The sequence below is a fragment of the Streptomyces sp. NPDC021225 genome (genome assembly GCF_044332865.1).
Classification (GTDB): domain Bacteria; phylum Actinomycetota; class Actinomycetes; order Streptomycetales; family Streptomycetaceae; genus Streptomyces.
Genome location: NZ_JBIRPV010000001.1, coordinates 804,603 through 827,663, shown reverse-complemented (window position 1 = coordinate 827,663; position 23,061 = coordinate 804,603). Strand labels below are relative to the sequence as shown.

Genomic DNA, 23,061 nt, shown 5'->3' with positions numbered 1-23,061 from the left:
TTCATGCCTCACCCCTGGCAGAACCCCTCCCTCCCCGCCGAGGAACGCGCCGCTGACCTGCTCTCCCGGATGACCCTGGAGGAGAAGCTCGCCCAGCTCGCCGGCGTCTGGCCGGGCTCCGGGTCCTCGGAAGGCGAGGACGTCGCCCCGCTCCAGCACGAGGTCAACGAGGAGATCGACCTCGACGCCCTGCTCCCGCACGGACTCGGCCAGCTGACCCGCCCCTTCGGCACCGCCCCCGTCGATCCGGCCGAGGGCGCCGCCGCCCTCGCCCGCACCCAGGCGCGGATCGCCGCGGGCAACCGCTTCGGGATCCCGGCCGTCGCCCACGAGGAGTGCCTGACCGGGTTCGCCGCCTGGGGCGCGACCGTCTTCCCCACCCCGCTGGCCTGGGGCGCCACCTTCGACCCCGCGCTGGTGGGCCGGGCCGCCGAGCTGATCGGCGCCTCCATGCGCGCGGTGGGCATCCACCAGGGCCTGTCGCCCGTCCTCGACGTGGTGCGCGACCCGCGCTGGGGCCGCACGGAGGAGTCCATCGGCGAGGACCCGTACCTGGTCGGGACCGTCGGCACCGCGTATGTGCGCGGCCTCCAGTCGGCCGGGATCGTCGCCACCCTCAAGCATTTCGCGGGCTACTCCGCCTCCCGCGGCGCCCGCAACCACGCCCCGGTCTCCATCGGCCCGCGTGAGCTCGCGGATGTCATCCTGCCGCCGTTCGAGATGGCCGTACTCGAGGGCGGGGCGCGCTCGGTCATGCCCTCCTACAACGACCTCGACGGCGTCCCGTCGGCCGCCAACCGCTGGCTGCTGACGGAACTGCTGCGCGAGCGCTGGGGTTTCACCGGCACCATCGTCTCCGACTACTTCAGCCTCTCCTTCCTGGAGCTGCACCACCGCGTCGCCGACACCCCGGCGCGGGCCGCCGCGCTCGCGCTGGAGGCGGGCCTGGACGTGGAGCTGCCCGCCGTACGCTGCTTCGCGGAGCCGCTGCGCGACGCCGTACGGGCCGGGGACATCGCCGAGGCGCTGGTGGACGGGGCCGTGCTGCGGGTGCTGCGGCAGAAGTGCGAACTGGGGCTGCTGGACCCGTGGTGGTCGGCCACCCCGCCCGCGCTCCCCCAGGTCGTGGACCTGGACCCGCCCGTGATGCGGGAAGTGGCCCGGCAGCTGGCCGAGGAGTCGGTGGTGCTGCTCGCCAACGACCGGGCCGCGCTGCCGCTCGCGCCCGACGCCCGGATCGCGGTCGTCGGCCCGCTCGCCGACGACCCCGCCGCGATGCTCGGCTGCTACACCTTCCCCCGCCACGTCGGCGTCGAATACCCCGAGCTGCCGATGGGCATCGACGTGCCGACGCTGCTGGCCGCGCTGCGCGCCGAACTCCCCGACGCCCGCCTCACTCACGCCGAGGGGTGCGCCCCGCCCGGCCCGGGCGCCACCGCGCCCGCCTCGACCGGCGCCTCGGCCGCCGTCGCCGCCGAGAGCCGACTGGCGCGGGCCGCCCGCGCCGCCCGCGACGCGGATGTGTGCGTCGCGGTGCTCGGCGACCGCTCGGGCCTCTTCGGCCGGGGCACCTCGGGCGAGGGCTGCGACGCCGCCGACCTGGAACTGCCCGGCGAGCAGAGCGCCCTGCTCGACACCCTGCTGGCCACCGGCACCCCGGTCGTGCTGGTCCTGCTCACCGGCCGCCCGTACGCGCTGGGCCGCTGGTCGGGCCTGCTCGCGGGCGCCGTCCAGGCGTTCTTCCCCGGCGAGGAGGGCGGCCCGGCCGTCGCCGCGGTCCTCTCCGGCCGGGTCAACCCCTCGGGCCGGCTGCCCGTCAGCGTCCCGTACGCGCCCGGCGGCCAGCCCTGGACGTATCTCCAGCCCCCGCTGGGCCTGCGCGGCGAGGCCAGCAGCGTCGACCCGACCCCGCTGCACCCCTTCGGCCACGGCCTCTCGTACACCACCTTCTCCTGGGAGCGCCCGGAGGCGGACGCGACCACCCTGGCCACCGACGGCGAGACCACGCTGCGCCTCACCGTCCGCAACACGGGCGAGCGCCCCGGCACCGAGGTGGTCCAGCTCTATCTGCACCAGCCCGTGGCCCGCACCGTCCGCCCGGTCGCCCGGCTCATCGGCTATGCCCGCGTCCCGCTCGCGGCCGGCGAGAGCGCCGAGGTCCACTTCACCTTCCACGCCGACCTGGCCTCCTACCCCGGCGCCCCCGACGGGGGCCGGATCGTCGAACCCGGCCCCCTGGAGCTGCGCCTGGCCGCCTCCAGCGCCGACGCCGACGTACGGCACACGGTGCCGCTGACGCTGACCGGGCCGGAGCGGGCGGTGGACCACCGGCGGCGGCTGGTGTGCGCGGCGGAGGTGAAGTGACGGCGGATCAGATGTACATCAGCGCAGCTTGCTGAAGAACACCCGGACGTCGTCGATGAGCAGGTCGGGGGCCTCCATCGCGGCGAAGTGGCCGCCGCGGTCGAATTCGGACCAGTGCACGATGGTGTGCTCGAGCTCGAGGGTGCTCCGGATCGACACGTCCATGGGGAACACCGCGACCCCGGTCGGCACCGTGGAACGCTCACTCGCGCCCCAGGCTCCGGCATGCGCGGTCTCGTAGTAGCAGTTGGCCGAGGACCCGGCGGTGCCGGTCAGCCAGTACAGCATCACGTTGGTGAGCAACAGGTCCCGGTCCACCGCGTCCTCGGGCAGTTCGGCGGCCGGATCGGTCCACTCCTTGAACTTCTCCACGATCCAGGCCAGCTGTCCGACCGGGGAGTCGTGCAGCCCGTGCGCCAGGGTCTGCGGCCGGGTGATCTGGATCATCGCGTAGCCGGACTGCTCGGTCTTCATGTACGCCAGGTTCTTCAGCCGCGCCTGCTCGGCCTCGGTCAGCTCCCCCGCCTTGTCCGGGTCGACCTCGGTGAACCCGGAGAGCCCGTTCGCGTGTACGCCGACGACGTTGTCGGGGTTCAACCGGCCGAGCCCCGGGGAGATGACCGCGCCGGTGTCGCCGCCCTGCGCGCCGTAGCGGTCGTAGCCGAGCCGGCTCATGAGTTCGGCGAACGCCCTGGTCACCCGGCTGGTGTCCCAGCCGGCCTCGCCGGTCGGCCCGGAGAAGCCGCTGCCGGGGATCGACGGGATCACCAGGTGGAACGCGTCCGCCGGGTCGCCGCCGTGTGCCCTGGGGTCGGTCAGCGGGCCGATGACGCTCAGGAACTCCACGATGGAGCCGGGCCAGCCGTGGATCAGGATCAGCGGCAGGGCGTCCGGCTCGGGCGAGCGGACATGCATGAAGTGGATGTTCTGCCCGTCGATCTCGGTGGTGAACTGGGGGTACTTGTTCAGCTCCCGCTCGTAGAGGCGCCAGTCGTAGCCATCGCGCCAGTACTCGGCCAGACCCTTGAGGTAGCTCGCGGGCACCCCGCGGCTCCAGCCGACGTCGGGCAGGTCCTTGGTCCACCGGGTCCTGGCCAGCCGGTCCCGCAGATCGTCCAGGTCGGCCTGCGGGATGTCGATGGTGAAGGGCCTGATCTCGCTGTTGTTCTCCATGCCGACAACCCTAGGAGCCGGTTAGGTCAGATTCGGTCCTAGGCGTTTGGCAGACTTCGAACCATGTGGGAAACCTCAGCACGACTGTTGCGACTGCTCTCGCTCCTCCAGACCCGGCGCGACTGGTCCGGAGCCGAACTGGCCGAGCGGCTGGAGATCACTCCGCGCACCGTGCGCCGCGATATCGACCGGCTGCGTGGCCTCGGCTACCCCGTGCTGGCCACCGCGGGCACCGCCGGCTACCGGCTGGGCGCCGGCGCGGACCTGCCGCCGCTGCTGCTCGACGACGACGAGGCCGTCGCGGTCGCGATGGGCCTGCGTACGGCCGCCGGCGGTTCGATCACCGGCATCGAGGAGACGTCCGTGCGGGCCCTGGCCAAGCTCGAACAGATCCTGCCGTCCCGGCTGCGCCACCGGATCAACGCCCTCCAGTCGGTGACGGTGCCGATGGCCAACACCGGCCCCACCGCCGACCCGGACACCCTCACCGCCATCGCCGGAGCCTGCCGCGACTCGCTGCGGCTGCGCTTCGACTACCGCGCCCACGACGGAACCAGCGGCGTCCGCACGACCGAGCCGCACCGGCTGGTGCACACGGGCCGGCGCTGGTACCTCATCGGCTGGGACGTCGACCGTGAGGACTGGCGCACCTACCGTGTGGACCGCCTCGCCCCCCGCACGCCCACCGGCCCCCGGTTCACCCCGCGCACCCCGCCGGACCCCGATCTCAGCGGCTACACCTCACGGGCGATCTCCACATCGGCCTACCGCTACCAGGCCCGGTTCACCCTGCACGTCAGCGCCGAGACCGCGGCGGAGCGCATCGCCCCCACCACCGGAGCGCTGGAGCCGATCGACGAGCACAGCTGCACACTGCGAACCGGGTCCAACTCGCTGGACGAGTTGGCCATCTACGTGACGACCATGGGGTTCGACTTCACGGTGCACGAACCCCCGGAGCTCGTCGAGCACGTCAGAACGCTGGCAGCCCGGCTCGCCGGCGCGACGGGTTAAACGGATAAGCACGGGCTACGCGGAGGGACCGGCTCCATTCTCGACCAGCGCCCAGGCGTGGGCGAACAGCTCGGGCAGGGTGCGGGTGGGCAGCGGAAGGGGATTCTCCAGCCGACCGTTGTAGGAGCGCTCCACCCCGATCAGGTCCGCCTTCCAGGCCTCCATCGGCTGGTAGGGCTTCTTGGCGTGGATCCACTCGCCCGGCAGAAAGACCTGACGGCCCGCCCGGGGGCGCTTGTCCTCCACGACCAGGCCGCGCTCGACCAGCACGGCGGCGGCCTTCTGGTGTCGCGCGGTCTTCCACCCGTTCCACGTGCGGACGTTGCGGTCGGTCGGCGCGGGCAGGACCAGCAGCTGGAGGTAGAGCGCCGCCGCGTCCTCGGCGATACCGAGCCCGCCCGCGACCTGAGCCAGCACGTCGGGCGCGGAGGCCGCCGGGTTCGACTCGTACGCGCCGACCGGCAGCGCGGCGCTCTCGATCCGCTCGACGATGCGCGCGCAGTCGGGGCCGCGCAGCCACTCGACGAACCCCAGCTCACGGTCGTAGCGGGAGTCGGCCCTGGCCCCCGTCAGCGCCCGGGAGCGCTCGTCGGCGCCGTAGAACGCCGGGCGGAAGAACAGGCGGGTCCGGGTCAGGTCCCCTCTGCGGTCGACTACGCCGTCCGCGACGACCGTGAGCCCGTCGTCGATGGACGCGACGTCCAGCCGCACCGGCCCGGCATACGGCTGGTACCCGAATCGCTCGTGCAACTCGGCGACCGAGGACCCCACCTTGCGGTTGAGCGTGCCGGCGTCCAGCAGCAGCCCCGGGTGGTTCAACCGCTCCTGAAACACGCGCACCAGGCCGGGCGCCCCCTCGCGGACGAGGTCACCGGCGGGCAGCTCGGCGTAGACCCAGAACAGGTTGGGGACGATGGAGAGCAGACGGTCCTCGAACATCGCGACATCCCACCGGGCCTTGGCATCGGTGACCATCGGGCCGTGGTCGGCGCACTTGATCCAGCTGTCGACGGGGGCGCTGAGCCCGGGCTCCGCAGTGGGGTTGGTGAACGCCGCGCAGAAGGCGGCCGCTGACAGGCGCAGCATCTGCAACTCGACGACCGCGTTATGCGTACGCTCCGGCACCACGGTCCGCCGACCGTACCGCTCCCGCCACGCCTCCGCGATCCGCTCCGCCACCTCGCGCATCCCCTGCGGCTCCCACAGCTCGGCAGGGTCCTCGGGCAGCACGTCCGCCAGCAGCTCAAGCCGCTCCAGCGGGGTCAGCCGAGCCAGTTCGGACCCGCCGTCCTCGGCCTCGGCCACCTTGAGCCGCAGCACCTCCCGCCGCAAGACGTGCATCCGGTCGAAGAGCCCCGCCAGCGCGAAGGACGCCGCCGCGCGCCCCATGCCCGTGCCGTCCCGCAGCAGGGCCACGGCCTCGGGATCCCACGGCACCGGCCCGCGCTCCCGCACCAGCCCTACCAGCCGGCGCAGCTGCTCGGCGCTGCCCCAGCCGCGCGGGACCTCGTGCACCTCTTCGATGGTCCCCAGGCTCGGCGGATCCGCGTCCCCCATGCGCAGATCGATGAACTTACGGCCGTCCCTACCGGCCCACCCCACCGCGACGGCGGCCCCCCGCTCGTCCCGCACCGCCTGCGGGGCGTCCTCAGCCGGCCGCACCACACCGGTGCGCAGCCGGGCCTCCGGGTCGGCGAACGGCCCCTCCGCCCAGAACTCCAGCAGCGCCAGCAGCCGCTGACGGCCCTCCTCGGGGGTGGACGGCGCGGCCGCGCGCAGGGCCACGGCCCCGATCCGCCCGATGAACCGGGCCCAGGACCCTTCTCCGGCCTTCCCCGGGTCGCCGTCCGGCGCGTCCGGATCCCAGGTCCCCGCCAGATAGCGCCCGGTCCGCTCGATGCCGGCCAGAGTGCCGCCCCACGTCCAATACCCCGGCCCGTTGATGAGCCCGCTCAGCGCGCCCACCACGCCGTGATCGTCCAGGGCCGCCACCTCGGCCCGCGCCGTCACCAGCCCGCCTGCTGTCGTCTCCATGAAGAAATCTTGACTCATGGGTCCGACAGCGGTCCGGGCGGTCTGTCACAGACCGAAAAGTCGGGCGGCGTTGTCGTGGCAGACCGCGCGCAGCCAGTCGGCGCCGAAGCCGAGGTCCCGCAGGACGCGCAGGGCGTCCACGTACGGATACGGGATGTTCGGAAAGTCGGTGCCCAGCAGGACCTTCTCCCCCAGGGCGGCGAGCCGGGGCAACTCGGCGCGCGGGAAGGGCATATCGGCCTCGACAAAGGGCGTGAAGGACATGGTCGTGTCGAGCATGACGTGCTCGTACCGCTCGGCCAGGTCGAGGAACTCCGCGTACTCCGGCCCGCCGAGATGCGCGACCACCAGCCGCAGCGCGGGGTGGCGGGCGAGGACGGCGCCGATCGGCCCCGGCCCGGTGTGCCGGCCGGGGATGGGGCCGGAGCCGCAGTGGCTGACCACGGGTACGCCGCGCTCGGCGAGCAGCGCCCACACCCCGTCCAGCAGCGGGTCGTTGGGGTCGAAGCCCCCGACCTGGAGATGGCACTTGAAGACGCGCGCGCCCTGGTCGAGGGCGCGGCGCACATCGTCGAGGGCGCAGGGCTCGGCGTAGAAGGTAGCGGTGTGCAGGCAGTCCGGCGTGCGGGCGGCGAAGTCGGCGGCCCAGTCGTTGAGCCAGCGGGCCATGGCGGGCTTGTGCGGGTAGAGCATCGCGGTGAAGGCGCGCACCCCGAACCCGCGCAGCACATCGAGGCGCTCCTGCTCCTCCTGCCGGTACGCGATCGGCCAGACCTTCCCCACGAGGGGGCCCGCCGAGTCGAAGTACGCCCAGACCTTGTCCAGGACGCGCTGCGGCATGAAGTGGGTGTGGACGTCGATGAGGTGGTCGAGCCCCACCTCGGCGCGGAAGGCGGCGACGTCGGCGCGCTCGGCGGTCATCGGAAGCGGGTCGGCCATGAACGGCAGGGTAATGCGGTCACCCGGCTCAGCCACGACCGATTCGTTCAAGACGACGCCGTCGGCAGCTCCCTACCATCGGGCCCATGGAGAACATCGCCTCGGAATCGCGCCATATCAGCACCCATATCGACCGCCCCGCCAAGGACGTCTACGACTACGCGTCGAACCCCTCCAACCTGCCCCAGTGGGCTCACGGGCTGGGGGACTCCATCGCCGAGATCGACGGTCAGTGGATCGCCGAGTCCTCGCCCATGGGGCGGGTCGTGGTCGCCTTCGCGCCCGAGAACGAGTTCGGCGTCCTCGATCACGATGTCACGCTGCCGTCGGGCGAGACCGTCTACAACCCGGTCCGCGTGATCGCTGACGGCGGCGGCTGCGAGGTGGTGTTCACCCTCCGCCGACAGCCGGACATGAGCGACGAGGACTTCCAGCGCGACACGGATGCGGTGACGCGCGACCTCGCCACGCTCAAGCAGGTGATGGAGAGGGAGCTGCCTCAGCCGCGCGGGCGCGCGGACCGTGCTTGAGCTTGAGGAGTCTGCTGGACGAGGACCGTGGTGGCGCGCTCCAGGAGTTCGCACAGCATGGCGTGCTCGTCCGGGGTGAAGGCGTCGGAGAGTGCGCGTTCGAGCACGATCACTTCCTGGTAGGCACGTTCGAGTACCTGGTGACCTTGGTCGGTCAGTGAGGCGAGGAGCACTTTGGCGTGCGCGGGTGAGGGCTGACGGGTGATGAGCTGCTTGTTCTGCAGGCCGGTCAGGACAGCAGCCATGGTCTGCTGGGTGACTCCGCAGGCGCGGGCGAGCTGTGCGCCGGACATGCCCTCATCCCGCGACAGCGCGAGCAGCACGGTGTACTGCGTCATGGTGAGGCCGTAGCCGCGCAGGACCGCCTCATGGTGTGCCATCAGGGCCTGCTCGGTGCGGCGGATGCGGGTGCACAGATACTCCTCGGCCGGGATCCCGGTCACGTTTTCCTTCACCTGTCAGCCTCCTTAGTTGACTCAGGTAGCTGATACTCGTTAGCGTCCCTCCGTATCAGGATACTGATACGACTCAGGGAGCAGTGACTATGAAGGCTGTCGTCCTCGACACCGACGACCAGTTCCGCCTCACCGACATCGACGAGCCCACTCCCGGCGCCGGCGAGGTGGCGATCAGCGTCCAGTACGCCGGGATCCAGTGGGGCGACGTGCTGGTCCACAAAGGTCACTTCCCCGTACCCCGGCCCTTCGTGCCCGGATTCGAGGCGGCCGGGCACATCATCGCGGTCGGCGAGGGCGTCGACGAGAACCGCATCGGCCGGCAGGTGACCGCACTGACCAGTGCCGGCGCCTACGCCGAGGTGGCAGTGGCCTCCGCCGCGCTCACCTTCGACGCCACCGGCGTGGACCCGAGGATCGCGGCGGGCTTCGGCTGGGCGACCCCCACCGCCTACGACCTGATCAACACCGTCACCCGGGTGCGCCCGGGCGAGAGCGTCCTCATCCACGCGGCGGCCGGCGGCGTAGGCAGCCTGGCCGCCCAGTTCGCCCGCGCCGCCGACGCCGGTCGGATCGTCGGCGTCAGCGACGCCGATCGGGCCGCCTACGCCGCCCAGTTCGGCTACGACCTGCTGATTCCGCGCGCCGAGTTCATGGAGGCCCCGACCGAGGAGCTGTTCGATGTGATCCTGGATCCGATTGGCGGACCGGTGCGCCTGGCCAACCTGAAGCGCCTTGCGCCGCACGGCCGCCTGGCGATCTACGGCAACATCGCCACGTTCGAGCCCGTCGAACTCGATGCCAACGACCTGCTGATGAACGGCAAGTCCGCACTGACCTACAACAGCAACCTGCTCAGCCAGACCCACCCCGACCGCCTGGCCGAGAGCGCCCACAGGGCACTGCGCTTGGTGGCCGCCGGACAGATCCGCCCGGACATCACGGCAGAGTACGAGCTGACCGATCTCGGCAAGGCCATTCAGGACCTGGCCGACGGCCGCACACGCGGCAAGAGCATCGTCCGCATCGCTGCCTGAACCAGTTCCTAGCAGTCGGCCGCTCAGCTGACATGAGCAGCGATGGACCGCGCGCACTCCAGGGGCTCGGTGTGCGTGGTGTCCACCTCCAGGTCGTAGGTCACGCCCCGGTGGACCACATCCGCCTGAGACTCGGCCATCCCCACCGCCCGATCCCCCCGGGCGGCCTCACGCGCCGCGGCAACCTTGGGCTCACACCTGACCCCGACCCACAGCACACCGAGACCCCGCAGCGCCTTCACCCACCGCTGCTGGGACTCCGCCTGCCCCAGGAACACCTCGTCGACGATGACCCGAGCCCCGGCCCGGGCCATCGCGGCGATCCCCTCGATCCACGCGGCCTCCAGCGCCCTGAACTCCGACCCGACGCTCACCCCGCCATCCGGAGCGACCTCGATCCCGGATGCCGCCCCCGTCATGGACGCGGGCATCGCCTCGATCAGGGTGTCGACGCTGAAGGTCAGCCATGGATCCGGCAGGACCGCTTGCAGAGCTCTGGCGAGGCTGGACTTCCCCGAGCTGGAACCACCATTGAGCACGATCACCTGAGTAGCCACCGCGCCAGGGTAGACGGCCTATCCGTCCAGCTCGCCACCCCGGACGGCATCCACGAACGCCTGCCAGGCGGACGGCTCGCAGAGCAGCGCGCCGCCATCACCGTACGTAGCCTCATCCGCCGCGCGAGGGCCTCTGACCCGGGAGCCCAGCGGCCGTCGGCGGCGGGTTACGGCATTGCCGCGAATGCCTCCCGGTGATCGCGTGCCCACTGCTCGAACGTGCCCGCCGGTCGGCCGAGCACCCGCGGCACGTGGTCGGTGACGTAGGCCGCACCGCCAGCGCGTGCCCAGCCGATGCCAGTGATCATCCCGGCTGGCAACTGGTCGAGCGCGCCCGCGTCGGTGGTCTTGATCGGCCGTTCCAGCACGCGCTCCAGGATCGCCACCTGGTCTGTGAACGTCAGCAGCTCTGGCCCTGTCAGGTCGTACCGCTGCCCGTCGTGCGCATCGCTGGTCATGGCGGCAACGGCGAACGCGGCCACGTCCCTCGGGTCGACGATGGCCTGCCGGGAATCGCCGGTCATGTTCGGGATCGGTTCTCCGGCCTGGATCAGTGGCCGGTAGCGCAGGAAGTTCGACGCGAAGCTCGGCGGGCGGAGCATCGTCCACACGAGCCCGCCGGCCTCGATCGCCTCCTCCGCGGCGAGGTGCCATGCGCCGACGGTCGCGCCCTCGAACCGCTCGCCGCTGCCGATCGCGGACAGCTTGACGATCTTACGGACGCCCGCCGCCCGCGCAGCCGTCACCAGGGCGATGTCATGGTGCGCGGTCGGCACGGGCGGCACGGTCACCAGGAAGACCGTGCCGACGCCGGCCAACGCGTCCGCCAGCGACGCCGGGTCGTCGAAGTCAGCCCGCACTCCGTTGGGCCGCTCGCGGCGGGACATCGCACGAAACGGCACGCCCCGCTCGGTGAGCAGACGGACGACAAAACTGCCTATGGTGCCGGTGGCACCGGTAACAAGGATCATGCCCTGACGATGACAGCGCTCTCACTCCGCGTGATAGGAAGTTTCGGCACTATCGTGGACGGCGTGAGCTCTCTTGTCGTGCCGCCTGCCCTTCTGCGTTGGGTGGCCGGGATCGATGTCGCTGCGGCGGCCGGTTCACCGGCGGTCGACGTGCCCGATCACGCCATCACGCTTGTCCTGCGCAGCGACCAGCGTGAGTTGATTGTCATGGGCCCCCGCACCCGGGCCGGATATCACGTCGGCGCGCCCGGCCGTTCGTGCGTGCGGGTTCGCATGCGGCCGGGTCGCGCCCAAGCCCTCCTCGGCCGTCCGCTGCGTGATCTCGCCGACCGGGCCCTGCCGTTCCGCGAACTACCGGGCCTGGACCGTGACCAGTTCGCCGCCGATCCGATCGCGGCTCTTGAAGAAGCATTGGCCGACCGCCCGGAGCCCCCGGAGCGGCTCGAAGAGGCGGCACGCCTACTGGTCGGCGCCACCGTCGCCACAACCGCGGCCCGGTTGCACATCAGTGAGCGCCGCCTGCACACCTTGTTCACCGACGGCACCGGTTTGTCCCCCAAGCACTTCGCACGCATTGACCGCGTTCGCACCGTGCTCGCGGCCGATGCCGGCCGGTGGTCGGACATCGCCGCGACGGCGGGTTACTACGACCAGTCCCACATGACGGCCGAGTTCCGCCACTTCATGGGTGTCCCGCCGGCCGCGTTCACCGCAGGTCGGCGTCCCGCCGCGACTCCGTGCACTGCCTGAATTCCACGACCTTGAGCCCGCCAACTGACTTTGTGGTGAGTATGAGAAGGCGACACGCCGACGTTACGGCGTGTCGCCGTCTCATACTCACCACAACCTCAACGCCGTGCGGGTGAGGCACCGGTGATTTGGGCTAACCGTCGAGTTCGCCCTCACGGACGGCGTCCACGAACGCCTGCCAGGCCGATGGCTCGAAGAGCAGGGCGCCGAGGTCGCGGTCCTTGGTGTCGCGGACGGCTTGGCGGCCGGTGGGGAGGATGCCGCGTTCGACGCAGTTGTTGTCACTACCGCTGTAGCTGCTCTTGTGCCACGTTGCGCCGTCGAGCTCGGATATCAAGGTCTACGTCCTAGAGGAGATCTCGGATGTACTGCTGCGAAGCGGCGGGAGACAGCGCAGCGGCTGTCAGCTCGTCCCAGGCAGTGGAGTAGCGCAGCACGTCCTGCCGCTGTTCGAGCAAGCTACCACCAGTGATGTGCTCCAACCAGACGATGTCGGCCGGGGGTTCACCCCGCTGACGGAAGATGGTGAACGGTGGCAACTGATCCTGCGGTAGGGCTGCGTCGAGCGGCAGGATCTGCACCTTGACGTTAGACCGTTCCGCCACCTGCTGAAGATATTCGAGCTGCCCGCGCACCACGTCCGGTGAGCCGCCGATTCGGTGCAGGGCTGGGACATCGATGATAGTTCGCAGGCAGAAGTTGCCTTGGTTGTCCAGCAGTTGCTTACGCCTCATGCGCGTCTCCACCAGGACTTCCGCGCGCTCAGACGGGTGCACGGAAAACGTCTGCCGCATATACGCCTCGGTCTGCAGCAGTCCGGGGATGACCATGGACTCGTACGTGCGCACCAACTCGGAGTCGGCTTCGAGCGTGAGGCAGTCCTTCAGGGTGTCGCGGAGCATCGGACCTTGGTTGCTCCACCAATCGACCTTGTGGATCTCCTTCGCCAGCCGCCTGAGACTCGCGCACTGGCGCTCGTCCTCGACCCCGTAGAGCTTGAACAGCACCGTCAGATCCAGCGGGCGGATGCCTCGCTTGCCGTTCTCGATCTGGCTGATCTTCGGGTGCCCGCACTCCAGCGCATCGGCGGCGTCCTGAACCCTCAGCCCTGCCTCAACGCGCAGTCGGCGCAGTTCACTTCCGAGCCGCCGGCTGCGCATGGTGGGCATATCGCTCTGCGTCATGGGCGCATGCTGTCGCCCGGCGAAGAGGGGTCACAAGCGCTGAACGCGACATGTACCCGATGGAGTGAATACCACCCGACACCAATTGCCTGAGTGACAATGTTCGGTCCACGATCGGCCACATCACCGATCGTCACCGAAAGGCCGTGCCTGCCATGGCAGTTGAAGAGGTCTCCCAGCACTACGAACAACACCTGCACGCCGCCCCCGAGATACTGATCTGCGTTCGCCGCATCATCGGCGCCCACCTGCGGCTCTGGGGCCGCGACGACCTCGTCGACGCCGTGGCGCTCTGCGCCACCGAAGTGCTCGCGAACGTGCACAAGCACACCGACTCCGGCGAGTGCCACCTCCGCCTCCAGAACACCCCGGACGGCGTCCACACCACGGTCAGCGACACGGAGCCCACGCTCCCCACCGTCCGCGAACCGGACTGGTGCGCCGAGAGCGGGCGGGGCATGTTCATCCTCAGCAGCACCGCCCACCGCTGGGGCGCCCTGCCCACGCCCACCGGCAAGGAAGTGTGGTTCGAGTGCCGGTCCGCACGGCTCGCACGGAAGTCAGCCGAAGGCATGACATGTCGCGAGTAAAGTACCTACAGTGACCGATCTCGCGGAGTCCATCGAATCAATGGAGCAGCTCGCCGCGGTCTGGCGCGCCATGGTCCTCGACCGCGACGCGGGGGCGGACGTACGCGACCTTCCGGGGATCGCCGTTCGCTGGGCCGACTGCCGATTCGCCTTCTGGAACTGCGTCACCTTGACCGAGGTGGGCGCGGAATCGGAGCGCGTCGGGCAGCGGCTGAGCCAGGCCGCGGACATCATGCGCTCGAAGAAGCAGCCGGGCTTCCTGTGGCTCTTCGAGGACCTGCTCGACGGCCAGGCTCGCTCCGCGCTGGGAGCGGCGGCCGAGCGGGCGGGTCTTCAGTGCGCCTTTCCGGGAACGGGCATGGCCGGGGATCTGCTCCCCATCCCCGAGCCGGCCCACCCCGATCTGACGTTCGTGCGCGTGACGTCCGATGAGCACCTGCGGGCGTACGCGGACCTCAACTCACGCGCCTACGGCTTCCCCTTGGAGGACGGCCGCGACGGACTCGACGGCTCCAGGCTCTGGAAGAACGAGGTGCACGCCTACGTCGCCATGCGGGGCGACGTTCCGGTGGCGTGTGCCGCGACGGTCGAGGCGGAAGGCCGCCTCTTCGTCGTGCTCGTCGCCACGGACCCGCAGTGGCAGCGCAGGGGCTACGGCGAGGCGGTCACGCGCAAGGCGCTGCACGAGGGCGCCCGGGCCACCGGGCTGACCCGCGCCACGTTGCACGCGACCGTCGCCGGGGCGCCCGTGTACCCGCGTATCGGGTTCCAGCCGAACTCGCCGATCCACTTCTACAGCTTGCAGGGCTGACCTGAGGGCGCGGCGTCAGACCGATGGGTCCCAGACGCGTACGATCCCGCCCCGGCCCGCCGTCAGCACCACGTGGCGGCCGTCCAGCGGCGCGATCGCCACGGCCCAGACCTCGCCCTCGTGTCGGGCCATCGGTGCCCCGATCTGCCGCCCCTCGGCGAGATCCCAGACCCGGGCCGTCCCGTCGTCGCTGCCGGTCACCGCGAGTGTCCGGGCTCCGACCACAGCGGCGGCCAAGGCGGACACGCGCTCCGTGTGCCCCGTGGGGAAATGGCCGACCGGCCCGCCGCCGACCGCATCCCAGATCCGCATCTCGCCGGAATCGGTCACCGCCAGCACCACGGGACGGCCACCGACCTCGGACAGGGCAACGGCGTGGACCAGTCCGTCGGCCGACCACTTGTGGAGCAGCTCTTCGGACTCGAGATCCGACAACAGAACTTCGGTGTCGCCGCCCGACACCACCACATGACGCCCGCGCAGCCGCCCCACCACGAGACCGCTCATATCGTCGGAGTGGCCAGGGAGCTCCCGTGGCTCCTGCTCCTCCGCGTACTCGTCATCCGTCGGCCCCCACGCCTCGACCTCGGGATCCGAGGGATCCCATACCCACACCTCGGGAGCGGCCGCACCGGCCACGAGCGTCGTGCGCCCGCCCACCGAGGTCAGGGCCAGAGCGTGAACGCAGCTGCGAAACTCCGGCGGGGCGTTGAGCAGCTCACCGCTCATCACGTCCCACAGGCCCGGCCCCTGGTGCTGCCCGCCCGCGGCGAACACCACCCGCCCATCGGCGACGGTCACGTCTATATGGTGAAAGTCCGGGTACACGGGAATTCCGTACGATCCGTTGTCGAAATCGGCCAGTGGCCGCTCCACCCACTCGTCCCTGAGCGGGTCCCATGTCCACACGTCGTCGCGACTGACGCAAACCACCAACAGCCGTCCATTCACCTCGGCCACAGCGAAGCCGTCGACGTTCCCTTCGGACGGAATCATGCCGCTCTTGATCAACCGACTGTCAGTCATGCGCGCCATGCTAACTGGGGGCGTGTCAGTGGTGTCGGGCATGATCGACGCGTCGGTTCTTCGAAGAGAATGAGGAAGCACTATGCCGATCGCAAACAAGCAGGTGGCAGCGCATGCATTTCTATCGGGGTTGTACGAGGACGAATACTTCCCGGACCACGTCATCGACAAAGGCGTAGCGATTCTGCTGACGTTGTGCGAGCGGATTGAGGCTGAGCGGCCGTCGGATCTGGCCGCGCTGTATGCGCTCACCAAGGCGGCGACGGAGGAGTTCAATCTGCTGGAGGCGGAGTTCGAGGCAGCGGGGAGTGAAATCGAGACCGTGGCGCGTGAGGAGATATCCGAAGGCTTCTGGTTCGTGGCGTCGGCGTATGGGTTCACGGACGCAGATCCGGAAGAGTTGATCGCCGCCCGTGATTGGTGACCCGAGGGGAACGCACGGTGGCGGGGAGCCCGTCCTCGCCCCCCTGCCGCAGCCACCCGGCCGCCACCTCGCACCTTCGCGGAGTCGCGCTTAGGCTGTCGCCGGAGGCCAGGGCTACCGGCGCGTAGCGCGGACCGTGACAGACGGCGAAGGAGCGCGTGATGAAGGGCTGGACCGCGAGCGACATCCCCGATCAGACCGGCCGCACCGCCGTGGTGACCGGCGCCAACAGCGGCATCGGTTACATCACCGCTCGCGAGCTCGCCCGCCACGGCGCCCAGGTGGTGCTGGCCTGCCGCAGCGAGGCGCGCGGCGCCGAGGCCGTCGAGCGGATCCGGGCCCAGGCGCCGGGCGCGGATGTGCGGGTCGCGCCGCTGGACCTGGCGGACCTGAAGTCAGTACGGGCCTTCGCGGCCGAGCACAAGGGCGACCGGCTCGATCTGCTGATCAACAACGCGGGCGTGATGGCCCTCCCCTACCGCAGAACCGCCGACGGCTTCGAGATGCAGTTCGGAGTCAACCACCTGGGGCACTTCGCCCTGACCGGACTGCTGCTGCCGAAGCTGCTGGAGGCGGGCCCGGGGGCGCGGGTGGTCAGCGTCTCCAGCTTTATGCACATGCTGGGGACGGTCGATCCGCGCGACCTGAACATGAAGCGCAAATACGGGCGTTGGACCGCATATGCCCGCTCCAAGAGCGCCAACCTCCTCTTCATCCACGAGCTGTCCCGCCGCCTTCGCACGACCGGCGCCCGGCTCACCGCCGCCGCGGCCCACCCCGGCTACGCCTCGACCAACCTCCAGACCGCGGCCCCCAAGATGGAGGGTCGCCGCGGCACCCAGCGCTTCATGGAGATCGGCAACCGCTTCTTCGCCCAGTCCCCCGACAGCGGCGCCCTCCCCACCCTCTACGCCGCCACCGCCCCCGGCGTGCGCCCGGACGACTTCTTCGGCCCGCCCTACGGAATGTGGCGCGGCTCCCCCACCCGCTCGGCCCGCGCCAAGTGGACACGGGACGACAAGGCGGGACGGGGGCTGTGGGCGGCGTCGGAACGGCTCACGGGTGTGCGGTACGACGCGCTCGCGGGCTGACGACTGACGTTCACCGCTGCGGGCAGGCGATCTCGGGGCGTAAGCGGTGAGGGCTACAGGCGATCAGGCATACGGAGAGGAACCGCTGCCCGGTGAGGTACCAGCCTCCGACGATGTCCTCCCCGGCCGCGAGAGCCTTGGCAATGCGCTGGAACTGCGCGGACAAGGTTTCGCTGTCGCGGTCGTGATCGGAGGCGAATGAGGCGGTGTGCTCGTGAGTGCGGGCGGCGAACCATTCGGCGGCCTGGGCGGGGTCGGCCCAGGTTCCCTGGATGAAGGTGGCGGGTTTGATGAGCCAGTGGGCGAGTTCAAGAGGGACGGTCCTGGTGGCCTTGAACTCGGGGTGGATCGGTCGTCTGGGGCCGTCCTTGAGGAGGTCGTGGGCTGAGCCGAGCCAGGTGTAGCCGTGATGGTGGTGCTGCACTGTGCCGCCTTCGGTGACCGCAGAGGGCAGCCCCGGATGGTGCCGGGGCCGCCCCCGTCTGCTGGGGTTACTGACGGCCGCAGCCGTCGCCGCCACCGCAACCGCCGCCCGTAGGGGGCGATGGCGCGTCGGTGTCGGGCATGGTGTCGCCGTCGTCCGGGTCCTGCCGTAAGACGGCCTTGTGTCCTGCCAGCCGCATCGGGATGATTCCCTTCTGTGCTGTCGGCACGGGGGCTCTCCTCGCGCCGTCGTGCACGTGCACCCGTTCCGGCTGGGCTCGACCTGCCAGGGCTCCGGTCCAGCCGGCACGGGGGTCTCAAGAGGTGGGGCAGGATGGGCGCCGCCCTCCGTCTACGCCGAGGGCGCCTTCTTCGTCTGCTCCTCCAGCGCGGCCCGCATCAGGACATCCGCGAGTCTGTTCGCGCTGTCCAGAGGGATGCGACCGAGGGCCACCAGCGGATAGCCGGACACCGTGAGCTCGCCTCGCACGGTCGGCCAGTACAGCTCTCCGCCTTCAACGCCGTGCGGCACGTCCGGGGTGAAGCCGAGGCGTTGCAGGGCCTGGCGCAGCAGTTCGGCCATGGCATGGGCCTCGGTCCTCGCCGCCCGGTGGCTGTCGGCGCCCAACGCCTCGATGTCTTGTTCGCGGATTCTCATCGTCACACTCCCGCTGTTTCCTGCATGAACAGGACGCTAGGGAGGTGGAACTGAGCGACGCTACGCGATGTTCTCGAATGTTCTCGCACATTGGCGGGGTGTTCTTGTTTGTTCTCACGTTGTGTAGAGAGCTATATAGCGCAGAGCGACGAAGCTCCGGAATGCTGGTGGCTCACCACCCGATGAAAGGACGTGGGTATGGCGCGACGACTGCGCTTCAACGGGACAGGCTCCAACCTCGGCGGCTGCCCCGCGGTGCATGAGGACGTGGACAGCGGAGAGATCATCGTGCACGGAGCACCACTCACCGACCCCGAGGACATTGCCCAGCTCAGGCACCTGGGCGAAGGCGAGACGCCCATCGTGGTACCGCGCGAACTGCTGGTCGACTTCGGCCCCAAGGAAGTCACCCGCACGCCGTGCACGGTCAGCCATGACGCCTTCGGCAAGCTCTTCGAGACCTTCGAGCACACCGCCTGGCGGCTGGAGACCCGGCGCCGGTTCGCAAGTGACGAATCAGCCCCCGACTACCAGGAGTTCGTCGAGACCGGCGAGGCTCCGCTGGACCTCTACGCTCCGTTCTTCGCCACGATCCGTGAGCAAACGCAGCAAGGCAAGCGGGTCGAGCGAGTGCGCATCGTCGACAATCCGCCCACGATCGGCCAGCGCTACCTCCTTCACAGTGCGGCACGGAACAAGGACATGGGCGAGGACATCCGCAACCTGTCGCGCGATGAGGCAAACCGGCTGCGCCTGCCCGCCGAAGACTTCTGGATCTTCGACTCCAGGCTCGTCGCTCTGCTCAACTTCGACGACGACGACAACCTGGTCGACATCGAGTTGATCACGGAGCCGGCCCAGGTCAACCGCTATGTCCAGGTACGGGACGCGGCGTGGCACTACGCGATCCCGTACGAGACGTTCGCAGCGCGGCTGACCACGTAGCTTGCGAGTAGCGTGTGACCGGTGAGCACTGACTTCCAACAGGCGCGGGTGGCTCTGGGGGCGAGACTTCGGGCGCTGCGCGCCTCGTGCCCTGAGGGGCAGCTCACCGGCACACAGCTTGCGGAGCGCTTGGGCTGGCCACATTCCAAGATCTACAAGCTGGAGAACGGGCGCCAGACCGCGACGGCCGAGGACCTCCGCGCCTGGGCGACAGCGACCGATCAGCCGGAGGCCGCAGAGGAACTGCTCTCGCGGCTCAACGGACTAGAGTCGCATATTCGGTCCTGGCGCCGCCAGTTGGCCTCGGGACTCAAGCCCGTACAAGACGCGATCACCGCCGAGCATGACCGAACAGCCACACTCCGCATCTGGGAAAGCTGCCTCGTCGCCGGCATGCTCCAAACGGCCGACTACGCACGCGCCGTCTTCACTCGCAACGCCGACCTGCACAAGATTCCACGAGACATCGAGGCCGCGGTACGCGCCCGGCTGCGGCGCCAGGAAGGGCTGTACGACTCGCGCAAGCAGTACCGGATCATCATGTGGGAAGGCGCCCTGCGTGCCCTCGTCTGCCCGCCCTCGGTTCTCGCCGCGCAGCTCGACCGGCTGATGAGCGTCATCGGCCTGGACACGGTCGAGTTGGGGATCGTGCCGTTCGCCGCACCGTTGAAGATCCAGCCCGCCAACGGCTTCTGGATCTACGATGAACGGCTGGTGATGGCAGAAGAGTGGCACGCGGAACTCTGGATCAACGACGCCCCCAGCATCGCCACCTACCTGCGCGCCTGGAACACCCTCCGCGAGTCCGCCGTCTTCGGGGCCGACGCCCAGCGGGTGATCAGCCAGGCGCGGCGGGCCCTGGACCTCCCCTGACAGACATGAGCGGCGCGCCGGGCCCCGGCTGCCCGTGAGGTCCGGGCAGCCGGCGGGCCGGTGGGCCGGGGTGCGCGTGGGTCAGACCTCCAGGCCCTGCTCGATCTTGCGCAGGTTGTGACGCGCGAGGGCGAGGTTCGCGCGCTGGCGGTCCAGGGCGATGTACAGGAAGAGCGAGCCGTTCGACTGCTGGAGCGGTCGGATCAGGTGGTACTGCTGGCTCAGGGTGATCAAGATGTCCTCAATGGACTCGCGGATGTCGAGGCTGGCCAGCGTGCGGATCTTGGCCCGGACGACCTCGGTGTTGCCGGCCGCGGCCAGCTCCAGGTCGAGGCCGCTGCCGCCGCCGGCGGTGCCCAGTGTCATCCCGCTCTCGTAGTCGACGACGGCCACCCCCAGGGCTCCGTCGATCGTCATGGCCTCCTTCAGAGCGGTCTCAAGGTTCATCAGCACTTCCTTCGAGGTCTTCGGCGGGTCGTCACGCCGTACGGCGAATGGCAAGCAGGATGGTCGGCAGAGCGCGTGCGGCGACGGACACCAACACGTAACGTGCAAGGGAAGCACACCTGTTGACGATTTTTACGCAGATTGTGATCGGCCGAGTTCTTTCTCGCCAAAATTGTGATCGAAGGGTATTGTCGCGGCCCTCCGGGAGCGAAGGGGGGCCGGGTGTCCCAACTGGCCATGTCCATGCGCCACTTGCTTGATCACCAGGGAGTCAGCGCCGCCATGCTGGTGGACGGCACCACGGGGCTGGAGTACGGCTTCAGCGGTGATCGCTCGGCGCTGCCGCGCGCCGCGCAGGCCTGTGACGACGCCCGTACGGTTTCGGACACGCTTGAAGCCGCAACGGGAGATGGGGAGTTGGAAAACATCACGGTGACCACCACGCAGTGTCACTACCTCACCCGCGTGGTACCCCGGGAGCGGGGCGACGCCCTGTTGCTGGTGGTCGCGCTGGCCAGGGAGAGCACGAACCTGGCGCTGGCGATCCGTCAGATCGACGACCACGCACGGCAATTGTTCGCATGAACGACTTCCGGGGCCATTTGACGGAGCTGAGCGAGCGCCGGTTCACCGGGGTGCTGCGGATCGAGGGAAGTCCGGCGGGGGTCATGCATCTGCGCGAGGGGCTGATCGCGGGGATCGTCACCCCAGGCGCCCCCGGGCCCGAGTCCCTGCTGCTGAAGTCGGGGCGGATCACCGAGCGGGAGTGGTCGGTGGCGTTCGCCGCCGGGGCCGCCGAGGAGCGGGTGGCGGAGGAGCTGACGGCGACCGCCGGGGTGGGCGCGGCGGAGCTGGAGGTCGTCACGGTCTCCGCCCTGTACGACGCGGCCTTCACCCTCGCGCTGAACCGGCCGGAGCGGTGGCAGGCCGAGCCCGGAGCCGTCAACCTCCCGCTTCCCGTACGGCCCGGGGTGCATCCGCGTGATCTGCTGCGGGAGAACCGCCGCCGGCTGTCCGAGCTGTCCGGGCGGTGGGGCTCGCCCCAGCAGTTGGTGATGCACCGGGTGACGGGCCGGGCCGCCCCGAGCGGCGTGGCGAACCCCCGGTTCCGCGACATCCTGATGCACGCCAACGGCAGGCACACCCCCCGTGACATCGCCTTTCTGATCGGGCGCGGCACCTTCGCCGTCGTCACCGACATCGTCTCCATGACCGCCCGCGGCCTGCTGGACGGCAGGCCCGCCCCGGCGCCCACCGGTCCCGCCGGGGCCGCCGGCGCCGCGATCAGGACGCCCGCCCGGGAGACGCCCGCCCAGGGCGGGGGCGCCCCCGCCGCCGTACCGCCCGTCCCGCTGCCGCCCGCCGCCCTGCCCCGGCGCCGGCCTGGCACCAACCGTCCGACCAACTGAACACAGCAGCAACACCCCCCGCACACGGCGCAAGGAGTTCTCGTAGTGAGTGATGAAGGACTGGTCCAGGAACTGAAGGACCTGCGGGAACAAGTCCTTGGCGTGAGCGACACCCTCGTCGCCACCGCGGACGGCCTTCTCGTGGCCTCCGACAGCTACGAGATCCACGCCGAGTCGGTGGCGGCGCTCGCGGCCGCCGCGCTGGGCCTCGCCCGGCGCACCGCCGGGGAGGTCGCCATCGGCGGGCTGCGCGAGGTGGTCACCCGCGCGCAGTCGGGCCACCTCGTCGTCTACGCCATCGGAGAGCAGGCGCTGCTGGCGGTCAGGGGTGACGAGGGGCTCGACCTGGACGGGCTCCATGTGAACTCCCGGGGGACCGTCGAGCGCCTCGCCGCCCTGATGTCCGTGGATCTCGGGGTCTGATCAACAATCCGGTCAGCCGTTGAGACGGCGGCGCTCCTCGATCCGGTTCAGCACGGCGCGCAGCGCCAGTTCGTAGCCGAAGACGCCGTGGCCGCAGAGGTAGCCCTGGCTCACCGCCGCCGTCACCGACGTGTGCCGGAACGGCTCGCGAGCGTACACATTGGAGATGTGGACCTCGATACAGGGCACGCCCAGGCCCGCCACGGCGTCCACCGCGTCGCGCAGCGCGTAGCTGTAGTGCGCGTACGCGCCGGGGTTGAAGATGATGCCGTCGTCGTGGCGGGCCTGGTGGACGAGGTCGACCAGCACGCCCTCGCTGTTGCTCTGCGCGCACCGCACCTCGGCGCCCAGCTCCTGCCCCAGCACGGTCGTGCGCTCCTCGATCTGCTGGAGCGTGGTGGACCCGTAGGTGGCGGGGTCGCGCTCGCCGAGCAGGTTGAGGTTGGGGCCGTGCAGCAGCAGGACGCGGGGCGGGGTGGTGGTCATCGTCAGTGGTGTCCGATTCGTCTGTCGAGGGCGCGGCGGGCGCCCTCGAGGGCGGGGGCGGTGGCCCGGCGGGCCGTCTCGGCGTCGGGGAATCCGAGGGCGGCGGCTATCTCGTCCCAGCCGCGGCCCGAGCCGAGCAGCGCCTGGACGGCGGCGCCGAGGGCGGAGTCCGTGGCGCGCCGGGCCTCGGCGATCTCGCGGAGGGTGGCGAGCAGATCGGGGGCGGTGTGGGCGGCGCCGGCGTGCCGGTCGGCGAGGGTGAGCGACTGGTCCGCGGTCACCCACCAGTCGGCCGGGGTGGGGGGCTGTTGAGTCACGGTCACAAGGGCCATGGTAGCCACGGAGACCGCTGAATGGTTTCCCTGGTCCGCTGTACGGACCTGGATTCACCACGATCGGCGCACCTGCGCCGGGCGTGACAGCGCCCCGTCACGCGACTCGGCGGGC

At 70.2% G+C, this 23,061-nt stretch carries 29 protein-coding genes; 14 read left to right on the top strand and 15 right to left on the bottom strand.

The features are described from left to right. Positions 1-3 precede the first annotated feature (3 nt). The gene (locus ACH4S9_RS03770; protein WP_385341504.1) at positions 4-2,364 is read left to right on the top strand and encodes a glycoside hydrolase family 3 N-terminal domain-containing protein; all 2,361 of its coding nucleotides are present in this window, start codon (positions 4-6) and stop codon (positions 2,362-2,364) included. An 18-nt stretch (positions 2,365-2,382) separates the two neighbouring features. Here the strand turns inward: ACH4S9_RS03770 and ACH4S9_RS03765 are convergent, their stop codons facing one another. Beyond that, positions 2,383-3,537, bottom strand: a complete 1,155-nt coding sequence (locus ACH4S9_RS03765) for an epoxide hydrolase family protein (protein WP_398369592.1) — start codon at positions 3,535-3,537, stop codon at positions 2,383-2,385. A gap of 63 nt (positions 3,538-3,600) precedes the next feature. Between ACH4S9_RS03765 and ACH4S9_RS03760 the strand changes: the two genes are divergently transcribed. Beyond that, positions 3,601-4,551 carry a helix-turn-helix transcriptional regulator gene (locus ACH4S9_RS03760; RefSeq protein ID WP_385341500.1) on the top strand — a complete coding sequence of 317 codons (951 nt, stop codon included), beginning with the start codon at positions 3,601-3,603 and terminating at the stop codon, positions 4,549-4,551. 15 nt (positions 4,552-4,566) lie between these two features. On the opposite strand, the gene ACH4S9_RS03755 is transcribed toward ACH4S9_RS03760, so the two are convergent. Together ACH4S9_RS03755 and ACH4S9_RS03750 are read right to left on the bottom strand one after the other, a co-directional pair. Beyond that, complete coding sequence (locus ACH4S9_RS03755) at positions 4,567-6,585, bottom strand: hypothetical protein (RefSeq protein WP_398369590.1); 2,019 nt, start codon at positions 6,583-6,585, stop codon at positions 4,567-4,569. A gap of 45 nt (positions 6,586-6,630) precedes the next feature. Further along, on the bottom strand, positions 6,631-7,524 hold the full coding sequence (locus tag ACH4S9_RS03750; protein WP_398369588.1) for an amidohydrolase family protein: 894 nt from the start codon (positions 7,522-7,524) through the stop codon (positions 6,631-6,633). An 86-nt stretch (positions 7,525-7,610) separates the two neighbouring features. On the opposite strand from ACH4S9_RS03750, the gene ACH4S9_RS03745 reads away from it, so the two are divergent. Next, on the top strand, positions 7,611-8,054 hold the full coding sequence (locus ACH4S9_RS03745) for an SRPBCC family protein (RefSeq protein WP_311722627.1): 444 nt from the start codon (positions 7,611-7,613) through the stop codon (positions 8,052-8,054). Here the strand turns inward: ACH4S9_RS03745 and ACH4S9_RS03740 are convergent. Continuing rightward, positions 8,024-8,509: a MarR family winged helix-turn-helix transcriptional regulator gene (locus ACH4S9_RS03740; RefSeq protein ID WP_398369585.1), complete on the bottom strand. Its 486-nt coding sequence runs from the start codon at positions 8,507-8,509 to the stop codon at positions 8,024-8,026. The genes ACH4S9_RS03745 and ACH4S9_RS03740 overlap by 31 nt on opposite strands. A gap of 89 nt (positions 8,510-8,598) precedes the next feature. Between ACH4S9_RS03740 and ACH4S9_RS03735 the strand changes: the two genes are divergently transcribed. Then, positions 8,599-9,546, top strand: coding sequence for a zinc-binding alcohol dehydrogenase family protein (locus ACH4S9_RS03735; protein WP_385341490.1), 948 nt, complete (start codon positions 8,599-8,601; stop codon positions 9,544-9,546). Positions 9,547-9,569: 23 nt separating this feature from the next. On the opposite strand, the gene cpt is transcribed toward ACH4S9_RS03735, so the two are convergent. Together cpt and ACH4S9_RS03725 are read right to left on the bottom strand one after the other, a co-directional pair. Then, positions 9,570-10,103, bottom strand: coding sequence for a chloramphenicol phosphotransferase CPT (gene cpt / locus ACH4S9_RS03730; protein WP_398369582.1), 534 nt, complete (start codon positions 10,101-10,103; stop codon positions 9,570-9,572). 167 nt (positions 10,104-10,270) lie between these two features. Continuing rightward, complete coding sequence (locus tag ACH4S9_RS03725; protein WP_398369580.1) at positions 10,271-11,074, bottom strand: NAD(P)H-binding protein; 804 nt, start codon at positions 11,072-11,074, stop codon at positions 10,271-10,273. 63 nt (positions 11,075-11,137) lie between these two features. Between ACH4S9_RS03725 and ACH4S9_RS03720 the strand changes: the two genes are divergently transcribed. Beyond that, positions 11,138-11,824: a helix-turn-helix domain-containing protein gene (locus ACH4S9_RS03720; protein ID WP_398369578.1), complete on the top strand. Its 687-nt coding sequence runs from the start codon at positions 11,138-11,140 to the stop codon at positions 11,822-11,824. A 133-nt stretch (positions 11,825-11,957) separates the two neighbouring features. On the opposite strand, the gene ACH4S9_RS03715 is transcribed toward ACH4S9_RS03720, so the two are convergent. Further along, positions 11,958-12,161 (bottom strand): DUF397 domain-containing protein, encoded by a 204-nt coding sequence (locus tag ACH4S9_RS03715; protein WP_398369576.1) that lies wholly within the window; start codon positions 12,159-12,161, stop codon positions 11,958-11,960. Positions 12,162-12,171: 10 nt separating this feature from the next. Beyond that, positions 12,172-13,008, bottom strand: coding sequence for a helix-turn-helix domain-containing protein (locus ACH4S9_RS03710; RefSeq protein ID WP_398369574.1), 837 nt, complete (start codon positions 13,006-13,008; stop codon positions 12,172-12,174). A gap of 155 nt (positions 13,009-13,163) precedes the next feature. On the opposite strand from ACH4S9_RS03710, the gene ACH4S9_RS03705 reads away from it, so the two are divergent. Then, entirely contained in the window at positions 13,164-13,598 is a 435-nt protein-coding gene (locus ACH4S9_RS03705; RefSeq protein ID WP_398369572.1) for an ATP-binding protein, read from the top strand. 10 nt (positions 13,599-13,608) lie between these two features. Beyond that, positions 13,609-14,409: a GNAT family N-acetyltransferase gene (locus ACH4S9_RS03700; protein WP_398369570.1), complete on the top strand. Its 801-nt coding sequence runs from the start codon at positions 13,609-13,611 to the stop codon at positions 14,407-14,409. A gap of 15 nt (positions 14,410-14,424) precedes the next feature. Here the strand turns inward: ACH4S9_RS03700 and ACH4S9_RS03695 are convergent, their stop codons facing one another. After that, positions 14,425-15,477, bottom strand: coding sequence for a WD40 repeat domain-containing protein (locus ACH4S9_RS03695; RefSeq protein WP_398369567.1), 1,053 nt, complete (start codon positions 15,475-15,477; stop codon positions 14,425-14,427). A 40-nt stretch (positions 15,478-15,517) separates the two neighbouring features. Between ACH4S9_RS03695 and ACH4S9_RS03690 the strand changes: the two genes are divergently transcribed. Together ACH4S9_RS03690 and ACH4S9_RS03685 are read left to right on the top strand one after the other, a co-directional pair. Beyond that, a complete protein-coding gene (locus tag ACH4S9_RS03690; RefSeq protein WP_361182531.1) occupies positions 15,518-15,859 on the top strand; it encodes a DUF5713 family protein in 342 nt (113 codons plus the stop codon). A 161-nt stretch (positions 15,860-16,020) separates the two neighbouring features. After that, the gene (locus ACH4S9_RS03685; RefSeq protein WP_398369565.1) at positions 16,021-16,950 is read left to right on the top strand and encodes an oxidoreductase; all 930 of its coding nucleotides are present in this window, start codon (positions 16,021-16,023) and stop codon (positions 16,948-16,950) included. A 10-nt stretch (positions 16,951-16,960) separates the two neighbouring features. On the opposite strand, the gene ACH4S9_RS03680 is transcribed toward ACH4S9_RS03685, so the two are convergent. The 3 genes from ACH4S9_RS03680 to ACH4S9_RS03670 all read right to left on the bottom strand — a co-directional run bounded on the left by ACH4S9_RS03680 (position 16,961) and on the right by ACH4S9_RS03670 (position 18,031). Next, complete coding sequence (locus ACH4S9_RS03680) at positions 16,961-17,374, bottom strand: hypothetical protein (RefSeq protein WP_398369563.1); 414 nt, start codon at positions 17,372-17,374, stop codon at positions 16,961-16,963. Positions 17,375-17,441: 67 nt separating this feature from the next. Continuing rightward, positions 17,442-17,603: a hypothetical protein gene (locus tag ACH4S9_RS03675; protein ID WP_361182537.1), complete on the bottom strand. Its 162-nt coding sequence runs from the start codon at positions 17,601-17,603 to the stop codon at positions 17,442-17,444. Between the two features lie 122 nt (positions 17,604-17,725). Continuing rightward, a complete protein-coding gene (locus ACH4S9_RS03670; protein WP_398369560.1) occupies positions 17,726-18,031 on the bottom strand; it encodes a hypothetical protein in 306 nt (101 codons plus the stop codon). A gap of 198 nt (positions 18,032-18,229) precedes the next feature. On the opposite strand from ACH4S9_RS03670, the gene ACH4S9_RS03665 reads away from it, so the two are divergent. Continuing rightward, positions 18,230-18,976 carry a DUF6879 family protein gene (locus ACH4S9_RS03665; RefSeq protein WP_398369558.1) on the top strand — a complete coding sequence of 249 codons (747 nt, stop codon included), beginning with the start codon at positions 18,230-18,232 and terminating at the stop codon, positions 18,974-18,976. A 21-nt stretch (positions 18,977-18,997) separates the two neighbouring features. Then, positions 18,998-19,849, top strand: coding sequence for a helix-turn-helix domain-containing protein (locus ACH4S9_RS03660; RefSeq protein WP_398369556.1), 852 nt, complete (start codon positions 18,998-19,000; stop codon positions 19,847-19,849). 81 nt (positions 19,850-19,930) lie between these two features. On the opposite strand, the gene ACH4S9_RS03655 is transcribed toward ACH4S9_RS03660, so the two are convergent. Continuing rightward, positions 19,931-20,296: a hypothetical protein gene (locus tag ACH4S9_RS03655; protein WP_311722609.1), complete on the bottom strand. Its 366-nt coding sequence runs from the start codon at positions 20,294-20,296 to the stop codon at positions 19,931-19,933. 222 nt (positions 20,297-20,518) lie between these two features. Between ACH4S9_RS03655 and ACH4S9_RS03650 the strand changes: the two genes are divergently transcribed. The 3 genes from ACH4S9_RS03650 to ACH4S9_RS03640 are packed head-to-tail and all read left to right on the top strand — an operon-like array spanning position 20,519 to position 22,128. Beyond that, entirely contained in the window at positions 20,519-20,881 is a 363-nt protein-coding gene (locus tag ACH4S9_RS03650) for a hypothetical protein (protein WP_398369554.1), read from the top strand. Further along, positions 20,878-21,705: a hypothetical protein gene (locus tag ACH4S9_RS03645; RefSeq protein WP_358845191.1), complete on the top strand. Its 828-nt coding sequence runs from the start codon at positions 20,878-20,880 to the stop codon at positions 21,703-21,705. Before ACH4S9_RS03650 ends, ACH4S9_RS03645 begins: the two co-directional genes overlap by 4 nt. Before the next feature lie 45 nt (positions 21,706-21,750). Beyond that, entirely contained in the window at positions 21,751-22,128 is a 378-nt protein-coding gene (locus ACH4S9_RS03640; protein WP_311722606.1) for a roadblock/LC7 domain-containing protein, read from the top strand. A gap of 12 nt (positions 22,129-22,140) precedes the next feature. Here ACH4S9_RS03640 and aroQ read toward each other — a convergent pair whose 3' ends face one another. Together aroQ and ACH4S9_RS03630 are read right to left on the bottom strand one after the other, a co-directional pair. After that, entirely contained in the window at positions 22,141-22,614 is a 474-nt protein-coding gene (gene aroQ, locus ACH4S9_RS03635) for a type II 3-dehydroquinate dehydratase (protein ID WP_358845189.1), read from the bottom strand. A gap of 2 nt (positions 22,615-22,616) precedes the next feature. Further along, on the bottom strand, positions 22,617-22,937 hold the full coding sequence (locus ACH4S9_RS03630; protein ID WP_385341458.1) for a hypothetical protein: 321 nt from the start codon (positions 22,935-22,937) through the stop codon (positions 22,617-22,619). Positions 22,938-23,061 lie beyond the last annotated feature (124 nt).

What these genes read in the sequence shown, in the direction of transcription:
- ACH4S9_RS03760 (WP_385341500.1), top strand. Translation starts at nt 3,601, where the DNA reads ATGTGGGAAACCTCAGCACGACTGTTGCGACTGCTCTCGCTCCTCCAG.
- ACH4S9_RS03685 (WP_398369565.1), top strand. Translation starts at nt 16,021, where the DNA reads ATGAAGGGCTGGACCGCGAGCGACATCCCCGATCAGACCGGCCGCACC.
- ACH4S9_RS03750 (WP_398369588.1), bottom strand. Translation starts at nt 7,524, where the DNA reads ATGGCCGACCCGCTTCCGATGACCGCCGAGCGCGCCGACGTCGCCGCC.
- ACH4S9_RS03725 (WP_398369580.1), bottom strand. Translation starts at nt 11,074, where the DNA reads ATGATCCTTGTTACCGGTGCCACCGGCACCATAGGCAGTTTTGTCGTC.
- ACH4S9_RS03665 (WP_398369558.1), top strand. Translation starts at nt 18,230, where the DNA reads ATGGCGCGACGACTGCGCTTCAACGGGACAGGCTCCAACCTCGGCGGC.
- aroQ (WP_358845189.1), bottom strand. Translation starts at nt 22,614, where the DNA reads ATGACCACCACCCCGCCCCGCGTCCTGCTGCTGCACGGCCCCAACCTC.
- ACH4S9_RS03695 (WP_398369567.1), bottom strand. Translation starts at nt 15,477, where the DNA reads ATGCCCGACACCACTGACACGCCCCCAGTTAGCATGGCGCGCATGACT.
- ACH4S9_RS03690 (WP_361182531.1), top strand. Translation starts at nt 15,518, where the DNA reads ATGCCGATCGCAAACAAGCAGGTGGCAGCGCATGCATTTCTATCGGGG.
- ACH4S9_RS03755 (WP_398369590.1), bottom strand. Translation starts at nt 6,585, where the DNA reads ATGGAGACGACAGCAGGCGGGCTGGTGACGGCGCGGGCCGAGGTGGCG.
- ACH4S9_RS03770 (WP_385341504.1), top strand. Translation starts at nt 4, where the DNA reads ATGCCTCACCCCTGGCAGAACCCCTCCCTCCCCGCCGAGGAACGCGCC.
- ACH4S9_RS03655 (WP_311722609.1), bottom strand. Translation starts at nt 20,296, where the DNA reads ATGAACCTTGAGACCGCTCTGAAGGAGGCCATGACGATCGACGGAGCC.
- ACH4S9_RS03670 (WP_398369560.1), bottom strand. Translation starts at nt 18,031, where the DNA reads ATGAGAATCCGCGAACAAGACATCGAGGCGTTGGGCGCCGACAGCCAC.
- ACH4S9_RS03765 (WP_398369592.1), bottom strand. Translation starts at nt 3,537, where the DNA reads ATGGAGAACAACAGCGAGATCAGGCCCTTCACCATCGACATCCCGCAG.
- ACH4S9_RS03705 (WP_398369572.1), top strand. Translation starts at nt 13,164, where the DNA reads ATGGCAGTTGAAGAGGTCTCCCAGCACTACGAACAACACCTGCACGCC.
- ACH4S9_RS03645 (WP_358845191.1), top strand. Translation starts at nt 20,878, where the DNA reads ATGAACGACTTCCGGGGCCATTTGACGGAGCTGAGCGAGCGCCGGTTC.
- ACH4S9_RS03745 (WP_311722627.1), top strand. Translation starts at nt 7,611, where the DNA reads ATGGAGAACATCGCCTCGGAATCGCGCCATATCAGCACCCATATCGAC.
- ACH4S9_RS03710 (WP_398369574.1), bottom strand. Translation starts at nt 13,008, where the DNA reads ATGACGCAGAGCGATATGCCCACCATGCGCAGCCGGCGGCTCGGAAGT.
- ACH4S9_RS03735 (WP_385341490.1), top strand. Translation starts at nt 8,599, where the DNA reads ATGAAGGCTGTCGTCCTCGACACCGACGACCAGTTCCGCCTCACCGAC.